General features: G+C 61.3%; 20 protein-coding genes. 15 read left to right on the top strand and 5 right to left on the bottom strand.

The genetic code is table 11. From position 1 onward, the window contains the following. Positions 1–117 precede the first annotated feature (117 nt). Together nrdR and ribD are read left to right on the top strand one after the other, a co-directional pair. The gene (gene nrdR / locus Q0908_RS03770; RefSeq protein ID WP_299151887.1) at positions 118–585 is read left to right on the top strand and encodes a transcriptional regulator NrdR; all 468 of its coding nucleotides are present in this window, start codon (positions 118–120) and stop codon (positions 583–585) included. Beyond that, positions 582–1,688: a bifunctional diaminohydroxyphosphoribosylaminopyrimidine deaminase/5-amino-6-(5-phosphoribosylamino)uracil reductase RibD gene (gene ribD, locus Q0908_RS03765; RefSeq protein WP_299281098.1), complete on the top strand. Its 1,107-nt coding sequence runs from the start codon at positions 582–584 to the stop codon at positions 1,686–1,688. Before nrdR ends, ribD begins: the two co-directional genes overlap by 4 nt. Here ribD and Q0908_RS03760 read toward each other — a convergent pair. The 3 genes from Q0908_RS03760 to Q0908_RS03750 all read right to left on the bottom strand — a co-directional run bounded on the left by Q0908_RS03760 (position 1,685) and on the right by Q0908_RS03750 (position 6,292). After that, positions 1,685–3,697: a capsular polysaccharide biosynthesis protein gene (locus tag Q0908_RS03760; RefSeq protein WP_299281097.1), complete on the bottom strand. Its 2,013-nt coding sequence runs from the start codon at positions 3,695–3,697 to the stop codon at positions 1,685–1,687. The genes ribD and Q0908_RS03760 overlap by 4 nt on opposite strands. Positions 3,698–3,709: 12 nt before the next feature. Beyond that, entirely contained in the window at positions 3,710–4,846 is a 1,137-nt protein-coding gene (locus Q0908_RS03755) for a polysaccharide biosynthesis/export family protein (protein ID WP_299281096.1), read from the bottom strand. 153 nt (positions 4,847–4,999) lie between these two features. Next, on the bottom strand, positions 5,000–6,292 hold the full coding sequence (locus tag Q0908_RS03750; protein WP_299281095.1) for a capsular biosynthesis protein: 1,293 nt from the start codon (positions 6,290–6,292) through the stop codon (positions 5,000–5,002). A 152-nt stretch (positions 6,293–6,444) separates the two neighbouring features. Here Q0908_RS03750 and Q0908_RS03745 point away from each other — a divergent pair, with 152 nt between their 5' ends. The 4 genes from Q0908_RS03745 to nusB all read left to right on the top strand — a co-directional run bounded on the left by Q0908_RS03745 (position 6,445) and on the right by nusB (position 9,374). Beyond that, complete coding sequence (locus Q0908_RS03745) at positions 6,445–7,032, top strand: riboflavin synthase (RefSeq protein ID WP_299281094.1); 588 nt, start codon at positions 6,445–6,447, stop codon at positions 7,030–7,032. 213 nt (positions 7,033–7,245) lie between these two features. Beyond that, entirely contained in the window at positions 7,246–8,367 is a 1,122-nt protein-coding gene (ribB, locus tag Q0908_RS03740) for a 3,4-dihydroxy-2-butanone-4-phosphate synthase (RefSeq protein ID WP_299281093.1), read from the top strand. Continuing rightward, on the top strand, positions 8,368–8,910 hold the full coding sequence (locus Q0908_RS03735; protein ID WP_299281092.1) for a 6,7-dimethyl-8-ribityllumazine synthase: 543 nt from the start codon (positions 8,368–8,370) through the stop codon (positions 8,908–8,910). Beyond that, entirely contained in the window at positions 8,907–9,374 is a 468-nt protein-coding gene (gene nusB, locus Q0908_RS03730; RefSeq protein ID WP_299281091.1) for a transcription antitermination factor NusB, read from the top strand. Before Q0908_RS03735 ends, nusB begins: the two co-directional genes overlap by 4 nt. Before the next feature lie 9 nt (positions 9,375–9,383). Here the strand turns inward: nusB and Q0908_RS03725 are convergent, their stop codons facing one another. Beyond that, the gene (locus Q0908_RS03725; protein WP_299281090.1) at positions 9,384–10,019 is read right to left on the bottom strand and encodes a LysE family translocator; all 636 of its coding nucleotides are present in this window, start codon (positions 10,017–10,019) and stop codon (positions 9,384–9,386) included. A gap of 130 nt (positions 10,020–10,149) precedes the next feature. Here Q0908_RS03725 and Q0908_RS03720 point away from each other — a divergent pair, with 130 nt between their 5' ends. After that, positions 10,150–10,371, top strand: a complete 222-nt coding sequence (locus tag Q0908_RS03720) for a hypothetical protein (RefSeq protein ID WP_299281089.1) — start codon at positions 10,150–10,152, stop codon at positions 10,369–10,371. 27 nt (positions 10,372–10,398) lie between these two features. Beyond that, entirely contained in the window at positions 10,399–11,364 is a 966-nt protein-coding gene (locus tag Q0908_RS03715) for an NADPH:quinone oxidoreductase family protein (protein ID WP_299281088.1), read from the top strand. Here the strand turns inward: Q0908_RS03715 and Q0908_RS03710 are convergent. Beyond that, positions 11,361–12,341, bottom strand: coding sequence for a DMT family transporter (locus Q0908_RS03710; protein ID WP_299281087.1), 981 nt, complete (start codon positions 12,339–12,341; stop codon positions 11,361–11,363). The genes Q0908_RS03715 and Q0908_RS03710 overlap by 4 nt on opposite strands. A gap of 123 nt (positions 12,342–12,464) precedes the next feature. On the opposite strand from Q0908_RS03710, the gene Q0908_RS03705 reads away from it, so the two are divergent. From Q0908_RS03705 to Q0908_RS03675, 7 genes are all read left to right on the top strand, one after another. Then, positions 12,465–12,986, top strand: a complete 522-nt coding sequence (locus Q0908_RS03705) for a CoxG family protein (RefSeq protein ID WP_299281086.1) — start codon at positions 12,465–12,467, stop codon at positions 12,984–12,986. 90 nt (positions 12,987–13,076) lie between these two features. Further along, on the top strand, positions 13,077–14,012 hold the full coding sequence (locus tag Q0908_RS03700) for an ABC transporter ATP-binding protein (protein WP_299281085.1): 936 nt from the start codon (positions 13,077–13,079) through the stop codon (positions 14,010–14,012). Then, positions 14,009–14,770, top strand: a complete 762-nt coding sequence (locus tag Q0908_RS03695; RefSeq protein ID WP_299281084.1) for an ABC transporter permease — start codon at positions 14,009–14,011, stop codon at positions 14,768–14,770. Before Q0908_RS03700 ends, Q0908_RS03695 begins: the two co-directional genes overlap by 4 nt. A 69-nt stretch (positions 14,771–14,839) precedes the next feature. After that, complete coding sequence (locus Q0908_RS03690) at positions 14,840–15,637, top strand: S49 family peptidase (RefSeq protein WP_299281083.1); 798 nt, start codon at positions 14,840–14,842, stop codon at positions 15,635–15,637. 3 nt (positions 15,638–15,640) lie between these two features. Next, on the top strand, positions 15,641–15,805 hold the full coding sequence (locus Q0908_RS03685) for a hypothetical protein (protein WP_299281082.1): 165 nt from the start codon (positions 15,641–15,643) through the stop codon (positions 15,803–15,805). A gap of 8 nt (positions 15,806–15,813) precedes the next feature. Then, entirely contained in the window at positions 15,814–16,767 is a 954-nt protein-coding gene (locus tag Q0908_RS03680) for a calcium/sodium antiporter (protein ID WP_299281297.1), read from the top strand. After that, the gene (locus Q0908_RS03675; protein WP_299281296.1) at positions 16,659–17,570 is read left to right on the top strand and encodes an SDR family oxidoreductase; all 912 of its coding nucleotides are present in this window, start codon (positions 16,659–16,661) and stop codon (positions 17,568–17,570) included. The genes Q0908_RS03680 and Q0908_RS03675 overlap by 109 nt, the downstream gene beginning before the upstream one ends. Positions 17,571–17,821 lie beyond the last annotated feature (251 nt).

Here is a 17,821-nt window from a genome sequence, read left to right as displayed (position 1 = left end):
ACACCGCTCATCTAGCGGTGTCATTTCCCCCCTACCCAAAACCTAGACAAGCCCCTATAGTTTCGCCCAATGGGGGAGAAACCCCACAACAGGCAGGATATAAGAGGGGGATGCGCGATGCGCTGTCCGTTTTGCGGCAATATCGACACTCAGGTAAAAGACAGCCGACCAGCCGAGGATCATGTGTCGATCCGACGGCGCCGGTTCTGCCCCGCATGCGGGGGCCGGTTCACCACATATGAACGTGTGCAACTGCGCGATCTGGTGGTCATCAAATCGAACGGCAAGCGCGAAGATTTCGACCGCGACAAGCTCGAGCGCTCGATCCGTATTTCGATGCAGAAGCGCCCCATTGATCCCGAACGCATTGATCAGATGATCTCGGGCATTGTGCGCCGCCTTGAGTCCATGGGCGAAACCGACATTCAATCCACCACCATAGGTGAGATCGTGATGGAGGCGCTACACCGTATCGACACCGTGGCCTATGTGCGTTTTGCAAGTGTTTACAAAAACTTCCAGGCGGCGGATGATTTCGACAAGTTCGTTCAGGAACTGCGGCCTGACAGCTCTTCGGACGAGTGAGCACAGACGACGACACCCGCTTCATGCGCCTTGCCCTCGCCCTTGGTCGGCGCGGGCAGGGCACAACCGCACCCAATCCATCGGTTGGGTGCGTTGTTGTTTCTGAGGGGCGGATCGTGGGGCGCGGCTGGACCCAACCGGGTGGCCGTCCGCACGCTGAAACCGTGGCGCTTGCGCAGGCGGGGCAGGCCGCCAAAGGTGCGACGGTCTATGTCAGCCTCGAGCCCTGCTCTCATCAAGGCAAAACGCCGCCCTGTGCCGAAGCGCTAATCGCAGCTGGCGTGGCGCGCGTGGTCGTCGCAACTAAGGACAGCGACCCGCGTGTGAGCGGGGCGGGTCTGGCCATTCTGGAAGGTGCTGCCATCACAGTCGACACCGGAGTTTGCGCCGAGGACGCCCTGCGCGATCACGCCGGGTTCTTTCTGCGGACAGAGCAAGGCCGCCCCTTTGTCACCCTCAAACTCGCCAGCAGTTTTGACGGGCGCATCGCCACGGGCACAGGCGAAAGCAAGTGGATCACGGGGGGCGACGCCCGCCGCGCAGTCCATGCGATGCGTGCGCGCCATGACGCGGTGATGGTCGGCGGCGGCACTGCGCGCCACGACGATCCGGCGCTGACCGTACGCGGCTTTGGGGATGTGCCCCAACCGGCCCGCGTGGTCGTGTCGCGCCGCCTTGATCTGCCGCTTATGGGGACGCTGGCGCGCACAGCTAAAGAGGTGCCTTTGCTACTCTGTCATGGCCGCGATGCAGATCCGATGTTGCAAAGAACGTGGCGTGATCTGGGGGCGGTCTTGCTGCCCTGCGCGGCACATGGGGCGCAACTGGACCCGCATGACGTCCTGCAAAATCTGGGCACACATGGGCTGACACGCGTTTTCTGCGAAGGTGGCAGCGCGTTGGCGGCCTCCTTTATCGAGGCGGATCTGGTGGATGAGTTGGTGGGCTTTACCGCTGGTGTGACCATCGGGGCCGAAGGGTTGCCGAATATCGGCGCGCTTGGCCTTGGGGCTTTGGGCGAAGCAGCCCGGTTTGATCTAAAGTCGGTGTCGAGGATCGGTGGCGATATCTGCCACATCTGGACCCGCGCCCAGACCGCCTAGCGCCACAGGTGTGCCCGGCTGGCCAGTATGCCTTGCAGTTTTGACAAAAGCCGATTGGCCAGGCTGGCGCGGGGCAGGGTTCCGGTGGCGAGCCGTTCGACCACGACCTCAACCGGACAAGGTTGCCCCGTCACAGGGTCGAAATAACGGGGATAGTCGATCAATGTGGCATGCACGAGGCCCATCAGGCTGATGTCTTCGCGCCGCCGCGGTGGGACCGCCCCGCGATCCGTGGTCAGCCCCCACCCCGCGTAAAACGGTGCCCCTGTGGTGACCACATCCACACCACGCAACAGGGCCTCGAACCCGGTCAGGGACGTCATTGTCCAGACCGTGCCGACCTGCTCGAGCAAGGCCGTGATGTCGGCGGCATCCGTAACAATGTCGGCGACGGTCCGTGCCTCAAAGGCCCCATCGCGCAGGCCTGCCTCAACATCCGGGTGGGGTTTATAGATCAGCGTCGCGTCTGGATGGGCCGCGCGGGCCGCATCCAACAGGGCCGCATTCGTCGCAATCTCGCCGGCTCCTGTGCGGATCGAGGCGTCGTCTTCGACCTGACCGACCACCAACACTCTGGGGCCATCAGGCAGGTCGGGGATCACGCCCCCGAGGTTATATTTGCTGAGGCCCTTGCGGGTCAGTGCGCGCACCAGCGCCTCGGCGCGAGCCACCTGATCGGGGCGCAGTGTCCGGCGCGATTGGATTAGCCTTTCCAGCCGACTGGGCCGTGAGGGGTCATAATAAATGCCAAGATCATCGCTCACCAGCGACAGCGGCGGTACAAGTTCCGCACCCAATCCGCGCGAGCGCAGGAACCCGTCCTCCACCCGCACCGCGCTTTCATGGCCGACGTTGGCCTTGCCCGCCCAGACCATCCACGGGCGATCATGGGCGCGCGCCTTGGCCGGATCGTCCTCGAAAATCACCGGGGTATGCTGCCCGAACACCTGTTGCAGGGCGGCACGTTTCCACAGCCGCATGCCGCTTGCGACCCAGCCATGACGGTCAGCGCGCCACGCACGGGTTTCGGCGGCTAGCGCCTCAAGCGTGGTGGAGAGGTCGCAAAGCTGGTCGCGGTGCGGGTCATACCATGTTGGATACAGCTCCATCGTGGCCGCAAAAAGTTGGGCGCGGGTCAGCTTGCGCTGGCGACGCTGGACGGGAAATTCATCCGACGTCAGCCCCCATCCGGCATAGAAGGGCTGACCAAAGGTGCGGGGTTTGTGGCCTGCGAGGATCGCCTCGAACCCCAATCCCGAGGACACGGTGTAGACCGCAATCGCGCCCTCCATCAGCCTCCATGGGCTCACCGCCTCGGTGAAGAGGCGCACACGGTCATTGCAGTCGGCTTCTGAAAAGTACCCTTTGCGATAGCCCTGTTCGGTCTCGGGATGTGTCTTGATTAGGATCTGTGCGCGGGGATGTTCCTCCTGCGCGACGAACAACATCTCAAGGAACCGGTTTCGATCGCCACCGCACGCCGTGACGGAGGCGTCGCCCTCGGTCTGGTCAATCACCAGCACATAACCGGGATCAGGCACGGGTGTGGCCGGATCAAAGCCGGTGTATTTGGACAGGTGCGCCTCGGCCATGCGTGCGATGGCCCCGCGCGCCCGGTTCAGCAGGGCGGTGTCGTCCAGCGGATGGGCGGCGAGCAGCTCTTCGAGGTCGGATGGGCGGGACGGGTCGAAATGCACGCCCTTGTGGTCAATGAGCAGTCCCAAGGGCGGGCTGCCACTGCGCCCCGGAAAGAGCGAGCGCAGGAACGCGTCTTCGACGCGTACGACCTTGGCTGCGCGCCGTTCCGCGACGCCAAGGCCGCGATGGGCGGTGGGCGAGTTGCCCCAGACACCGACCAGATCATCTGGGCCCGGTCGCCCAAGCGAGATGTCGTATCCCGCAAGGTCCAGAATGCGCCGCACCCGCTTTTGGGTCAGAAAACCGCCGTTATAAACGTAAAGCCGCCGGGCCTTCTCAGGTCCGGCGGTGTCGTCCTTGATGTGTGTCACGCGCTTGCCGGATCAGTTGCCGGTCAAACTGTTCGAGATCGAGTTCACACCGGAGATAGGCGTGGTCAGCGAGGTGATGATTTTCGCAAACTGCGTGAATGGAGCTTCGGTCACATAAAGGGTGTCCCCGTCGCGAATGACGAAATCGCGCGCCTGAAACATCCCGTTGGGTTGGGTCAGATCAAGCACATAGATCAGGCGTTGCGCCCCGATCAGATCATCGCGGCCCAGCACCACATTGGCGACTTCGGCAGGTTCGTTGCGAAAGACGAAGATGCCGGTGGGATCGGATGCGTTCGTCTGCAAACCCCCGACTTGCGCCAAGGCCTCGAGCGCGCTGAGGGTCTGGCTTTCGAAGGGAACAACGGCCTGTCCGCCGGTCGCACCAAGCGCGGTGAAGGCACGCGTGTCTTCTTCGACCAGCACCCGGTCGCCACCGCGCAGGGCAATGTCGAGTTCGGGGTGGTCATACAGGTCCTGGAACCAGATGCGGCTGCGCATATCCCCCCGGATCACGGTTACTTGGGCGATTTCGGGTTCGATGGTCACACCGCCAGCCCGGGCCAGCATGGTCGACAGCGTCCGTGTAGGACGTTCGATCGCATAGACGCCTTGCGCCCCAACGGACCCGATTAGGGACACGGTTGAGCCATCACCGGCCACGCGGCGCACCTGCACCTGCGGGTCGGGGGTCTGCTCTTCGAGTTTGTTGGTGATGATGCGGCGGATCGCATCAGGCGTGTTGCCCGAGGCACGGATGCGGCCCGCGTAAGGGACAAAGATAAAGCCCGCGCCGTCCACTTGCACCTCTTCAAGGACGGTGGAGTTCTGAGTCTCGCCCGCGAGCAATCCGTCATCCACGTTTTCCCAGATCGTCAGGCCCAGCACGTCGCCGGGGCGGATGGTGTCCGAGCCGATCAGCCCGGCATTCTTGAACGCATCCGAAAAGCCCAAAGCAGGTGTGACAGCCGTGGCACGGGTCACCTGATCGTTGACAGATACGATGAACGCATCGCCTTCGCGCTGGACCGAGCCGGAATAAATCTGGCGCTTGTTCGGCCCGATCTGCGGCAATCCGCAGGAGGAAAGGATGCCCACAAGGGCCAACAGCGCGCTCACACGCGTCCAGCGGAATGATTGGAAAATCACTGCTCGGTCTCCTCGACCTGTTCTTGTTCTGCCTCAAGGTACAGGTTGGCCTGCACCGTATTCTTTTTGTATCGCACCCATTCTGTGAGGTGCTGGTTTGCGGCTAACGTACCGGGTTGCGGTCCTAAAATCTAGCCATAGGGGTAGTGGTCCTCAGGTTACCAACCGCAACTGTTGCCGTGGAGCCGCGGTGCCGGAGGCGAGCGCGTCGTAAGGATCGTCGCCTGACAGCATCATGTCGACCACCTGACGCAGCAACTGCCGCCGCCCGCGCGCCGAGTAGAACCCACCGGGCAGCTGGCTCGTTTCGAGCAGATAGCGCCGATAGTCCTTGTAGGCGCGGCTGTCGGGGCGGGTGGCCCCTGCGAAGAATTCGGGCAAGGGCTGGTCGCTGACAAATTCGGGTTTGGCAAACACGGCGCGCCCGAACACCTTGAGCGGAATTCCGCGCCACAGCACCTGCTGACCGGCCGTCGAATTCACGGTCACAGCACTGCGGGCATCGTTGAGCAATTGCGCCAGTTTGCCGCCGCGCACGAAATGCACCCGGCCTTGCAGCCCGTGTTCCTTCATCAGTTTGCGGATGGTGCGCCGGATCGGCGCGCGCCCGTCTTCAAGCGGATGGGCCTTGATCACGAGGTGGTGGTGGGTGGGGGCACCCTTGGCGAACCCCTCGATAACCAGCGTCAGGAAATCGGTCATCGTCTCGAAAGGTGAGTGTTCCTGAAAGCTGCTGTCATGCTCAAGCTGCAAAAGCGCCAGATGATAGGGAAAGCCGCCATAGCGGATGCGCAGGGTCGCCTGTACACGGTCAAGCGTGTGAACCGGCATCAACAGCAGGCGCTTAAGGTAAAGTTGGAATTCCTTGGCCACCGTCAGAGCGCGGTGGGGCTGAAAATTGCGGTAATCGCCGTTCCGGAACATCACGAACCAATGATAAAGCGCACCGTAAAACACATGCTGGCGCATGTCGCCCCAGTGGCCCGGCGGCAATGGGGCCTCCATATCCGACAGGGCCAGCGCGGCCTGCATCTGAGGCACGCTCATCTCCATCAGCTTGGAATTGCCGTTGGACCCACCGCGTTCATAAGTCACCCAGTAGGGACGCATGTAGCCTTCCTCAAATACATGCACAGCAATGCCGCGCCGTTTGGCTTCGGCCACAGCCTGGGCGTGGATGGGCCGCACATCCCCGTAAAGAACGATGTCGGTGACCCCTTTTTCGGTCACAAGGTCTGCGAATGTGTCCGGCCATGCGTCGGCGGTGCCCCGAAACGGTATATAGCTGCCAGGATGAAACCAGAACGCACGGTCGCCCGCATTGAACCCGACCCGCCACACAGTCGCCCCCGCCCGGCGCAGCATGGTGCCAAGCCGGTGAAAAAAGGGTCCGTGCGGGCCCTGAAGAAACAGGAAAACCCGGGGTGTCGGGGCGGCGAGGGTCATCGTGATCCTGCTTAGGCGGTATCTCTTTACGGAAGGTGAACACCGGAGTGGGGCAATTTTATGGCCCGGATCGCGAAAATTCTCAATGGGTGTGGCTCTTGCCCTGACGCAGCGGCGCAGCTAGGTCCAGAGGGGCAACATGAGGGACTGCAATGTTCACAGGCATTATCACCGATATCGGCACCATCGCAGAGCTGCATCAGGAAGGCGATCTGCGCGTGCGGATTACGACGGGCTATGACACGGCTGGTATTGATATGGGTGCGTCCATTGCGTCCGATGGGGTGTGCTTGACCGTCGTTGACCTCGGCCCCGACTGGTATGACGTGCAAGTCAGCGCCGAAACAGTGTCCAAGACCAACCTCTCGGCCTGGAGCCCTGGCAAGCGTGTGAACCTTGAGCGCGCGCTGCGTGTGGGTGACGAGTTGGGCGGCCATATCGTGTCGGGCCATGTGGACGGGGTGGCCGAGGTCATCTCGGTCGTGGATGAGGGCGACAGCACCCGTGTGCAGTTGCGCGCCCCAGCGGCGCTGTCGCGGTTTATTGCGCCCAAAGGGTCCGTTGCGCTGAACGGGACGTCGCTGACCGTGAATGAGGTGGAGGGCGACGTCTTTGGCATCAATTTCATCCCCCACACCAAAGAGGTCACCACATGGGGCGATGTCGCCGTGGGTGATGCGGTGAACCTCGAGATCGACACGCTGGCCCGCTATGTCGCGCGACTGGCCGAGGTGGGTTGATCCAAAGGACAGGCCTTGCGGCCTGACTGTTCTTATCGCGCTCGTTGCCGCTGTTGCGTACGCCTGATCAGCCTGTCGGACCTGCCGAACGGTGTTTCGGGCCAGTATTTCGGCGGAAGAGAGACTGGGGCGCAGGGTCTGTGCGCGCCGTTTCTCTGGAACTCTGATCCAGCATCCTTTATGTCGCGGATGACATGCTGCCAAAGGTGATCCATGAGTTTTGAAACCCCCGGACCGGTCGAGACGGATTTGGCCTCGGCGATTGCGCCGATCGAAGAGATCATCGAGGCGGCCCGCGCTGGTCAGATGTTCATTCTGGTGGATCATGAGGATCGCGAGAACGAAGGCGATCTGGTCATTCCGGCCAATTTTGCCACGCCTGAGGCGGTGAATTTCATGGCCACGCATGGTCGGGGCCTGATCTGTGTGACCTTACCCTCGGACCGTATTGATGCGCTTGGCTTGCCGATGATGGCGATGCACAATTCGTCCCGTCACGAAACTGCGTTCACCGTGTCGGTCGAGGCGCGCGAAGGGGTCACTACGGGCATTTCGGCGGGTGACCGTGCCTTGACGATTTCGACGTTGGTGAACCCGCAGGCGACATCCGCCGATCTGGCCACACCCGGTCATGTATTCCCTCTGCGCGCGCGCCAAGGCGGTGTGTTGGTGCGTGCCGGCCATACCGAAGCGGGCTGTGACGTGGCCCGTCTGGCCGGGCATTACCCGTCTTCGGTGATCTGCGAGATCATGAATGAGGATGGGTCGATGGCCCGCCTGCCGGATCTGGTGGACTATGCCAAGCGCCACGCCCTCAAGATCGGGACGATCAGCGATCTGATCTCTTACCGTCGCCGCCACGACAATCTGGTGGTCGAAACGGATCGGCGCACCGTCACCTCGCAACATGGCGGGGAGTGGATGATGCGTGTGTTCACGGACCAGACCCACGGGATCGAACATGTGACCCTGTCCAAGGGCGATCTGAGCACGGACGAACCCGTGCTGGTGCGCACCCACGCGTTGATGGAAGTGACGGATATTCTGGGGCTGTCGGACAAACCTGTGGGCGAGTTGCCCCGCGCGATGGAAATCATCGCCGAAGAGGGGCGCGGCGTCGTCTGCCTGTTTCGCGAGCCGCGCAAGGCCCTGTTTTCCGAAGAGGAAGCAGGCCCGCGTATCATCAAGAACACCGGTCTGGGCGCGCAGATGCTCAGCAATATGGGCCTCACCCGCCTGATCCTGCTGACCGACAGTCCGCCCACGACCTATATGGGCATCGACGCCTATGACCTTGAAATCGTGGGCACACGACCCATCCTCGGAGACGGATAAATGGCCTCAATCGAACATCACGTTCTGGACCGCCCCAGCTTTGATGAGCCTCTGAAAGTGCTCATCGTGGTCTCGCCCTATTACAAGCAGATTGCGGCCCACATGGTCGAGGGGGCCAAGGCCGAGCTTGAGGCCGCAGGTGCCACGTGGGACCTGATCGAAATGCCCGGCGCATTGGAGATTCCGACCGCCATCGGCATCTCTGAAAGGATGTCGAACTTCGATGGTTATGTGGCGTTGGGCTGCGTTATTCGCGGCGAGACGACGCATTATGACACCGTGTGCAATGACAGCAGCCGTGCGCTGCAATTGCTGGGCCTGCAGGGTCTGTGCATCGGCAACGGCATCCTGACGGTCGAAAATACCGAACAGGCCGAAGTGCGCGCAGACCCTGCCAGGCAAAACAAAGGGGGTGGGGCGGCGGCTGCGGCCTTGCACCTGATCGCGCTCAGCCGTAAGTGGGGCCGCCAGAGCAAGGGGGTCGGGTTCAAACCGGCCTCTGAGTATCAGCTGGCTGGCAACACGAGGTCCACCACCGCATGACCCTTTCGGGCAACCAGAAACGCAAGATGCGGTCTGCCGCGCGGCTTTATGCTGTGCAGGCCCTGTTCCAGATGGAGCAGTCGGCCCAGACCGTCGATCAGATCAAGATCGAGTTCATGGACCACCGCTTTGGCGCGATCTATGAGGGCGATGAGCTGACCGAAGGCGATCCCGATCACTTTGCCCGCGTGATGGACGACGCGGTGAACTACCAGGCACCCATCGACCAGATGACCGACCGGGCGCTGGTCGCCAAATGGCCCATCGCGCGGATTGACCCGACCATCCGTGCGCTGTTTCGCGCAGCGGGGGCCGAGTTTCGTGATACATCCACGCCGCCCCGTGTCGTCATCACCGAATATGTCGACGTGGCCCGCGCGTTCTTTCCAGATGGAAAAGAGCCGAGTTTCGTGAATGCCGTGCTCGACCATATGGCCCGCGAGGCGCGCCCCGAGGCGTTTTGACCAGATCGATCAGGTGTTGGGCAGCGCCCGATAGCCTTTGATGATCATTGCCAGACCGACCCCCGCCAGCCCCATTCCCGACACGGTCTGCATGTTCAGCCACCGCGGCGCGGACCGCTGCACGGCATGCAGCGTGAACAGCGCGAACCCAAGGATCGAGGCCGCATCAAGCGCCACAAAGATCGCGCCGTAAACGATGCTTTGCACCAGTACGCTGTGATCGGGCGAGATGAACGCGGGAAACAGCGCCACAAAGAACACGATGGCTTTGGGGTTCGAAACGCAGGCGAAAAATCCGGCCCAAAAGGTGATCCCGGCCTTGGTTGTCGGGGCGCGCGTGGCGCTGTGGGTCTCCGGTAGACGGGCGGCGCGCAAGGATTGATAAGCCATGTATAGAATGAACAGCCCGCCGCAGATTTGCAGGGGCGGCAGGATGATGTCCGACAGCGCGATCAAGGCCGCGAGGCTGCTGGCCGCAATCGCGATATGGACGATGCTGCCAAGTGCGTCACCCGCGACGGTGATATAGGCTGCGCGCGACCCATGGCGCAGCGCCTGCGCCGTTGCGAAGGCCACGGAAGGCCCCGGTATCGCAACAAAGATCAGCGTGGTCGTGACAAATGCTATGAGCAGTGCGGCATCCATGTTGGGCCCTGTGTTTGGCGTGACTTGCACCCCGCAGGCTACGCCCATTGAAGGGCAACGCAAGGGGCTGTCTCGACAACGCCTCCAGGGTACATATCTGTTAGATATGCCTGATCCCGGACCCAACCCCTTGATCCGCCTGTTCCTGGGCGGCACTGCGGTGGGCTTTGCCGTGGCCGCCATTTTCGTGGCGATCCTGTGGCTGTGGGACGTGATGGGCATCGCCAGCCATGCCGCGCACAGTGGCGATGCCTTCCTGCTGCTCTTTAGTCTGTGGTTTTTTAACGGGTTGTTGTTCGGGGCCGTGCAGATCAGCTATGTGGTCTGGACCATGGGGCGTGGCGAGGACTAGGCCCCCGAACTCGCGGAGATATCGCAAATGCGCGCCATGCAAGTGACCGAACTGGGCCAACCCCTCGAGATGCGCGATGTGCCGACGCCCACGCCAAGTGCGAGTGAGGTTTTGGTGCGCATCCACACCTGCGGGCTGAACTTTGGCGACACGCTGATCGTCAAAGGCACCTATCAGGAAAAACCGGCCCTTCCGGCCACCATCGGGATGGAGATGTGTGGCACCATCGAGGCGGCGGGCGCGGACGTCACCCATCTCTCCGTGGGCCAGCGGATCGCGGCCTATTCCGGCTTTGGCGGGCTGGCCGAATACGCGGCCCTGCCTGCGGAGATTTGTGTGCCGATCCCCGACCAGATGAGCGCCGAAGATGCCGCCGCCTTTCTGATCGCTTATGGGACCAGCCATGTGGGTCTTGGGTACAAGGCGGGCCTGCGCGCGGGTGAGCGGCTGTTGGTTCTGGGTGCGTCGGGCGGTGTGGGTCTGACGGCGGTGGAACTGGGCAAGCTGATGGGGGCCGAGGTCATCGCGGTGGCCCGTGGCGCTGACAAGCTCGAGATCGCACGCGCGGCAGGGGCGGACCATCTGCTCGACAGTGAAACCTGCGATCTGCGGGCTGACGTCAAGGCGCTTGGCGGGGCGGATGTCGTCTATGACCCGGTGGGGGGCGATCTGTTCATGGCCGCTCTGCGCGCGTGCAACCCCGAGGCGCGGCTGCTGCCGCTTGGCTTTGCAAGCGGGACGGTGCCGCAAATCCCGGCCAATATCCTGCTGGTCAAAAACCTCACCGTGATTGGCTATTATTGGGGCGGCTACACTCGGGTAAACCCGACCGTGCTGACGGACAGTTTTGCGGAGCTGTTTGCGTGGTATGAACAAGGACGGCTCAGCCCCCATGTCAGCCACGTCTTGCCGCTGGCCCAAGCCAATGAAGGGCTGGACCTGCTGCGCACCCGCAAGGCCACCGGCAAGGTCGTGATCAGGATTGACGGCTAGTACCGCGCCTTGATCTTGGTGCGCGCCACAACGCGTGCCTTTTGGCGTTCGCGCAGGAACACAAACAGGCCCGAGGCGAGGATGAGGGCGATGCCGATCCAGACCTCGATTACCGGCAGATCGCCAAAGACGACAAAGCCCCAGAACACGGCCAGCGGTAGCCCGACATATTCGAAAGGTGCGACCGTGGCCGCATCGGCAAGCCGATAGGCCTGGCTGAGGCAATAGCCGATGATCGCGGAATTGAACCCCAGGCCCACCAGCACCCAAAGGTCTGCATCGGCGGGCCACACCCATGCCCGCAGCAAAAAGACCAGTGACGGGTTTTCGGCCTCTTGCGCGTATCGCCCGTCCCCGGCCAACAGATAGAACGCAACCGAGACCAGAATGAATGTGGCCTGAATATAGACCGCCATGGCGCTCGCTTTGCTGCTGACCCCCAGTTTGCGCGTCAAAAGCTGGTTCAGCGCATAGGTGAGGGCGGCGACAACCGGCAGCAAGAGAACCCACCGACTGACATCCATTGTCCCCGCATCCGCCCAAGGGCGCTGCATGATGATGACCCCGGCAAAGCCGACGGCCACGACCCCAAGACGCAGGGGGCCAACCTTTTCTCCGAGCACCGGGATCGACAGCAGGGTGATGAACAGGGGCGCGGCAAAGAACAGCGCGGTGGCATCCGCCAGCGGCAACACGGCGAGGGCCAGAAAGAAGGTCATGTTCGCAATCACGATCAACACCCCGCGCACCGTGTGCAGCCAGGGGTTCGGGGTGCGCAGAATGCTCCATCCGCCTTCGTATTGCACGATCAGCAGGCTGAACAGAATGCCAATGCTCGAGCGGGCAAAGACGATCTGATGCAAGGGGTAGCCGCCCGACAGCTGCTTGATCAGCAGATCGTTGATCGAAATGCAGAACACTCCGACCAGCACAACAGCGATCGCCAGCCCGGCGACGTTTTGACGTGTCTCGCTCATGGGCTCAGCCCTATCACGGCCCGCTCATATGTCACGCGCGATGTGAGGCCCAATCGCCGATAGGCAAAGCGCAAGACCTGCGATATTAGGGTCGCACGTCCTGACGTAATGGAGCCTCGCGCTATGAAGATGTCCGACACCCGCCAGATCGCCGCCCCACCTGCCGAGGTCTACGCCGCGCTTTTGAACCCCGATGTGCTGAAATCCTGCGTACCCGGTGCCACCGAAGTCACTGGCAGCCCCCAAGATGGCTTCGAGGCGTCCGTGACCCAAAAGGTCGGACCCGTGAAGGCGACCTTCAAGGGGCAGGTCACCCTGTCGGATATGATCGAAAACGAGAGCCTCACGATAACCGGTGAGGGCAAGGGCGGGGCCGCAGGCTTTGCCAAGGGCGGGGCCGAGGTGCGCATGGCCGCAGTCGATGGTGGCACTGAGCTGTCCTATGATGTTGAGGCGAAGGTGGGCGGCAAGCTCGCCCAGCTCGGCAGCCGCATCATTGACGGTTTTGCCAAAAAGATGGCCGATCAGTTTTTCTCGAACCTTCAGGAAACGCTCGAGGGGCCAAGCGCCCCGATTGAAGACGAAACGCCACCCGACGGCGAGAGCAAGAAAGGGTGGCTGGGACGGCTGACGGGCAAGGACTAGGTCGGCTGCACACCCCGTTGTGCACCTGTGCGCTGGTCTGATCGGGCTGCGCGCGTTACTTCCCTGCCACCACCCTGATGCGGAGACGGCATGCCAACCATTCTGAGTATCAAAGACTTGCGCAAAGCCTATGACGATGGGTTTGAGGCGCTCAAGGGCGTGTCGCTGGATATTGACGAAGGCGAGATCATCGCGCTGCTTGGCCCCAATGGCGCGGGCAAGACGACGCTGATATCGACCATTTGCGGGATCACGATGCCCACATCCGGGTCAGTCTCGGTTGCTGGCTTTGACATCCTGCGGGACTTTCGTCAGGCGCGCAGTCTGATCGGGCTGGTTCCGCAAGAAATCGCGCTTGAACCCTTCGAAAAGGTCATCAACACCGTGCGTTTTTCGCGCGGACTGTTCGGGAAAGGACGCAAGGACGCGGCGGTCGAGGATATTCTGAGACGGCTGTCGCTCTGGGACAAACGCGACAGTCAGATCCGCGCGCTCTCGGGCGGTATGAAACGCCGGGTGCTGATCGCCAAGGCGCTGGCGCATGAGCCGCGCGTGCTTTTCCTCGATGAACCGACCGCAGGTGTGGACGTCGAGTTGCGCAAGGACATGTGGGAAATCGTCGAGGGCCTGCGCGCCGACGGCGTCACCACGATCCTGACGACGCATTACATCGAAGAGGCCGAAGCCATCGCCGACCGCGTGGGCGTGATCAACAAGGGTGAAATTCTGCTGGTCGAGGACAAAGACAAGCTGATGGCGCGTATGGGTCAAAAGCAGCTGGACGTTCAACTGACGACGCAACTGACCGAGGTGCCCGAGGCACTTGGTGGCTATGATCTGACCCTTGGCGATGAGGGCTGGACGCTGATCTACAGCTACGACACCAAGAGCGAGCGCACCGGCATCACCAAGCTGCTCACGGACGTGGCGGGGGCCGGATTGCAATTGCGCGACGTGGTAACGCGGCAATCGAGCCTTGAGGATATTTTTGTATCTCTCGTCAAAGAACCGGAGGGCAGCGCATGAACTGGTCCGCTATTCGCGCCATATACTTGTTTGAAATGGCGCGCTTTTTCCGCACGATTGCGCAGTCTTTGATTTCGCCCGTGCTGTCCACATCGCTTTATTTCGTGGTGTTCGGGGCCGCCATCGGCAGCCGCATCGACGAGGTCGAGGGCGTCAGCTATGGCGCGTTCATCGTGCCGGGGCTGATCATGCTGACGGTGATGACCCAGGCCATCTCAAACGCGTCGTTCGGGATATACTTTCCGAAATTCATCGGCACGATTTACGAGTTGCTGTCGGCCCCGATCAACTTTCTTGAGATCGTGATGGGCTATGTGGGCGCGGCGGCGACCAAGGCGATGTTCATCGGGATTATCATCCTGATCACCTCGTTCTTCTTTGTGGACATCCAGATACAGAACCCGCTGGCGATGGTGATGTTCCTTGTACTCACCTGCGTCAGCTTCGCGTTGTTCGGGTTCATCATCGGCATCTGGGCGGGCAATTTCGAACAGCTCCAACTTGTGCCGTTGCTGATCGTGACGCCGCTCGTCTTCCTTGGCGGCTCATTCTATTCCATCTCGATGCTGCCGCCGGCGTGGCAGACGATCTCGATGTTCAACCCGGTTGTGTACCTGATCTCGGGGTTCCGGTGGGCCTTTTTCGGGGTGGCGGATGTGCACATCGCAACATCGTTGCTGGCGATTGCTGGCTTTACCGGGCTGTGCCTGGGGGCGGTCTGGTGGATCTTTAAAACCGGGTGGCGCATCCGGCAGTGACGTGTCGGCACGCAACTGATTGGGCACGTGACCTTGTTTGGGTGATGATCGCAATCTACATGGGCTGAGATGAAACGTTTTATCCCATTTTTAAAGTCCGACCCGCATGTGGCCGTCATCCGGCTGCAAGGGGTCATCGCCGGCGGTGCGCGCGGTACGCTCAACGATCAGGCCCTCGCGGCAGTGATTGAAAAGGCATTCACCAAGGGCAAGCCGGTCGCTGTTGCGCTCGAGGTCAACTCGCCCGGTGGCAGCCCGGTGCAATCCTCGCTGATCGGGGCGCGCATCCGGCGGTTGGCCGAGGAAAAGGACATTCCCGTCATCGCCTTTGTCGAGGATGTGGCCGCATCGGGGGGCTACTGGCTGGCTGTCGCTGCGGACGAGATTTATGCCGACCCAAGTTCGGTTGTCGGCTCCATCGGTGTGATCTCTGCCGGATTTGGCGCGCATGAGTTCATGGCCAAGCAAGGCGTCGAGCGGCGGGTGTATACCGCCGGGAAATCCAAATCCATGTTGGATCCGTTCCGCCCCGAGCAACCCGAAGACGTCGCGCGCCTCAAAGGCCTGCTTGACGACATCCACACGAACTTCATCAAGCATGTCCAGACCCGCCGCGCGGGCAAGCTGGACACCGAGGCCGACTTGTTCACCGGCGAGGTGTGGCTCGCATCCAAAGCGCAGAAATTGGGGTTGATCGACGGGATCGGCCACCTCAAGCCGATGCTCAAGGCGCGGTTTGGCGACAAGGTTAAGGTACGTCGCTATGGTGTTCGCCGTCCTTTCCTGTCACGGTTCGGCGCACAAGTGATTGACGATACGATCAATTCCATCGAAGAGCGGGCGGCCTACGCCCAGTTTGGACTTTAATAGATGCTCTCAAAGATCGTCGTTCTGTTTCTGGTCTTTATGGGTGTGCTTGCCATGTTCGGCAAATTGCACTGGATCGGGGGCAAACGGCTGAGCAAGGCCAAGTGCGACTGCGGTCGCTATCGCATCGGTAAGGGCCCCTGTGCCTGTGGGCGGGGTAAGTCCTGATGGCCGATTTGATGCCATGGATTCTAAGCGGGTTGGGTCTGGTGATCCTGTTGCTCGCGGGGGACTCGCTGGTCAAGGGGGCGGTGAACTTGTCGCTGCGCCTTGGGGTGCCCGCACTGATCGTCAGCCTGACCATCGTGGCCTTCGGGACCTCTGCGCCTGAACTGCTGATTGCGGTCGAGGCGATCCTGGATGACGCGCCGGGCCTTGCCATGGGCAATGTGGTCGGCTCCAACACGGCCAACATCTTGCTGGTTTTGGGTATTCCGGCGCTGCTGGCGACGATGCACACCTCTGAATGCGACACCAAGAAGACGTTCAACTACATGATCGCGGCGTCGATTCTGTTCATCGCACTGGCCTTTCGTGGTACGTTTGACTGGGTTGCGGCCATCGTTTTGCTGGCGGCACTCGCCTGTGTCCTCTTTGATCAGGCGATGGAGGCGAAAGGCCACCGCGACGCAGATGCCGCCGCCCCGGATGTAGACGAAGAGATCGAAGGCGTTGACCCCGATCTGCCCGGCTGGCGCATTGCGGTGTTCCTGATCCTTGGGCTGATTGGTCTGCCGCTCGGGGCCAGCCTGCTGGTCGACAACGCCACGATCATTGCCAAGATGTACGGCGTCAGCGACACGGTCATTGGCCTTACGCTGGTCGCCATCGGCACCTCGCTGCCCGAGCTTGCGACCACCGTCATGGCAGCCCTGCGCCGTCAGGCGGATGTGGCGCTTGGCAACGTGATTGGGTCGAACATGTTCAATCTGCTGGCCATCATTGGCATTGCCAGCCTTGTCGGGCCGATCCCCGTTGACGAAGAATTCCTGCGTTTCGATCTGTGGGTGATGCTCGCTGCATCTATCCTGCTGGTGCCCTTCGTCTACATGCGCCGGGATATCACGCGGATCTGGGGCGTGGTCTTGACCGCGCTTTATGTGGCCTATCTGGTCGTCGTACTAAGCTAAGAACCAAGACAAAGGAGAGGGCGATGAAGCGCGCGCTTGTGACAGGGGCAGGGCACCGATTGGGGCAGGCCATGGCGGTGTATCTGGCCAAACGCGGCTATGACGTGGCGGTGCATTACGCCAGTTCGGACAAGGGTGCGCTGGAAACCGTCGTGCAGATCGAAGCCGAAGGGCAGCGCGGTGTCGCACTCCACGCGGACCTGTTGGATGAGGACGCAACAGGTGCCTTGTTTGGCCGCGCGGTCGAGGCATTGGGCGGGCCGATCACCTGTCTGGTCAACAATGCCTCGATCTTTGAATATGATGATATCGCCTCTGCCACCCGCGACAGCTGGGACCGGCACATGGACAGCAACCTGCGTGCGCCGTTCGTGTTGACGCAAGCGATGGCGGCCCAGGGGCTTGAGCCGACACGTGACGATATGGACGAACCCGTTGCGGCTGGCCTGATCCTCAACATGGTCGATCAGCGGGTGCGCAAGCTCACGCCTGAGTTCATGACCTACACGCTGGCCAAGATGGGGCTGTGGGCGCTGACCCAGACCAGCGCACGCGCACTGGCCCCCGTGATCCGCGTCAATGCCATCGGACCCGGACCCACCTTGCAGGGCGGACGCCAAAGCGCTGAACACTTCGCAAAACAGCGCGCCGCAACCGTGTTGGAGCGTGGATCAAACCCAAGCGACATCGTCGCAGCCTTGGGCTATTTTCTCGACTCTCCTGCCATATCGGGGCAACTGCTGTGCGTAGATGGAGGTCAACATCTGGCATGGGAAACACCGGACGTTGTAGGGGTCGAATAGACCAGCTGAGGCGCAGCGGCAAAGTGACCTTAAGTAAGTTTTGCACCGCATTAATCTTCGTTACAAAACCGTTACTAAAATCCGAGCCTTTTCAAATACTTGCGGTCGGTAAAAATAAAAATAGTTACTTTTCAAAAGGTTAGGTAAATGCCTAAAAATTAGGCATTCGAGAGAAGGGTCCAAAAAACAACGAAAAATCCTTTCCGCTTTTGACTTATCTTCAGACTTATCCACAGGATCAGTGGATGCAA

Source organism: uncultured Tateyamaria sp. (genome assembly GCF_947494755.1).
GTDB lineage: Bacteria > Pseudomonadota > Alphaproteobacteria > Rhodobacterales > Rhodobacteraceae > Tateyamaria.
This window is presented reverse-complemented; position numbering and strand designations above follow the sequence as displayed.

What these genes read in the sequence shown, in the direction of transcription:
- Q0908_RS03725 (WP_299281090.1), bottom strand. Translation starts at nt 10,019, where the DNA reads ATGGATGCCGCACTGCTCATAGCATTTGTCACGACCACGCTGATCTTT.
- Q0908_RS03715 (WP_299281088.1), top strand. Translation starts at nt 10,399, where the DNA reads ATGCGCGCCATGCAAGTGACCGAACTGGGCCAACCCCTCGAGATGCGC.
- Q0908_RS03735 (WP_299281092.1), top strand. Translation starts at nt 8,368, where the DNA reads ATGGCCTCAATCGAACATCACGTTCTGGACCGCCCCAGCTTTGATGAG.
- Q0908_RS03685 (WP_299281082.1), top strand. Translation starts at nt 15,641, where the DNA reads ATGCTCTCAAAGATCGTCGTTCTGTTTCTGGTCTTTATGGGTGTGCTT.
- Q0908_RS03705 (WP_299281086.1), top strand. Translation starts at nt 12,465, where the DNA reads ATGAAGATGTCCGACACCCGCCAGATCGCCGCCCCACCTGCCGAGGTC.
- nusB (WP_299281091.1), top strand. Translation starts at nt 8,907, where the DNA reads ATGACCCTTTCGGGCAACCAGAAACGCAAGATGCGGTCTGCCGCGCGG.
- Q0908_RS03750 (WP_299281095.1), bottom strand. Translation starts at nt 6,292, where the DNA reads ATGACCCTCGCCGCCCCGACACCCCGGGTTTTCCTGTTTCTTCAGGGC.
- Q0908_RS03700 (WP_299281085.1), top strand. Translation starts at nt 13,077, where the DNA reads ATGCCAACCATTCTGAGTATCAAAGACTTGCGCAAAGCCTATGACGAT.
- nrdR (WP_299151887.1), top strand. Translation starts at nt 118, where the DNA reads ATGCGCTGTCCGTTTTGCGGCAATATCGACACTCAGGTAAAAGACAGC.
- Q0908_RS03690 (WP_299281083.1), top strand. Translation starts at nt 14,840, where the DNA reads ATGAAACGTTTTATCCCATTTTTAAAGTCCGACCCGCATGTGGCCGTC.
- Q0908_RS03710 (WP_299281087.1), bottom strand. Translation starts at nt 12,341, where the DNA reads ATGAGCGAGACACGTCAAAACGTCGCCGGGCTGGCGATCGCTGTTGTG.
- ribB (WP_299281093.1), top strand. Translation starts at nt 7,246, where the DNA reads ATGAGTTTTGAAACCCCCGGACCGGTCGAGACGGATTTGGCCTCGGCG.
- Q0908_RS03695 (WP_299281084.1), top strand. Translation starts at nt 14,009, where the DNA reads ATGAACTGGTCCGCTATTCGCGCCATATACTTGTTTGAAATGGCGCGC.
- Q0908_RS03745 (WP_299281094.1), top strand. Translation starts at nt 6,445, where the DNA reads ATGTTCACAGGCATTATCACCGATATCGGCACCATCGCAGAGCTGCAT.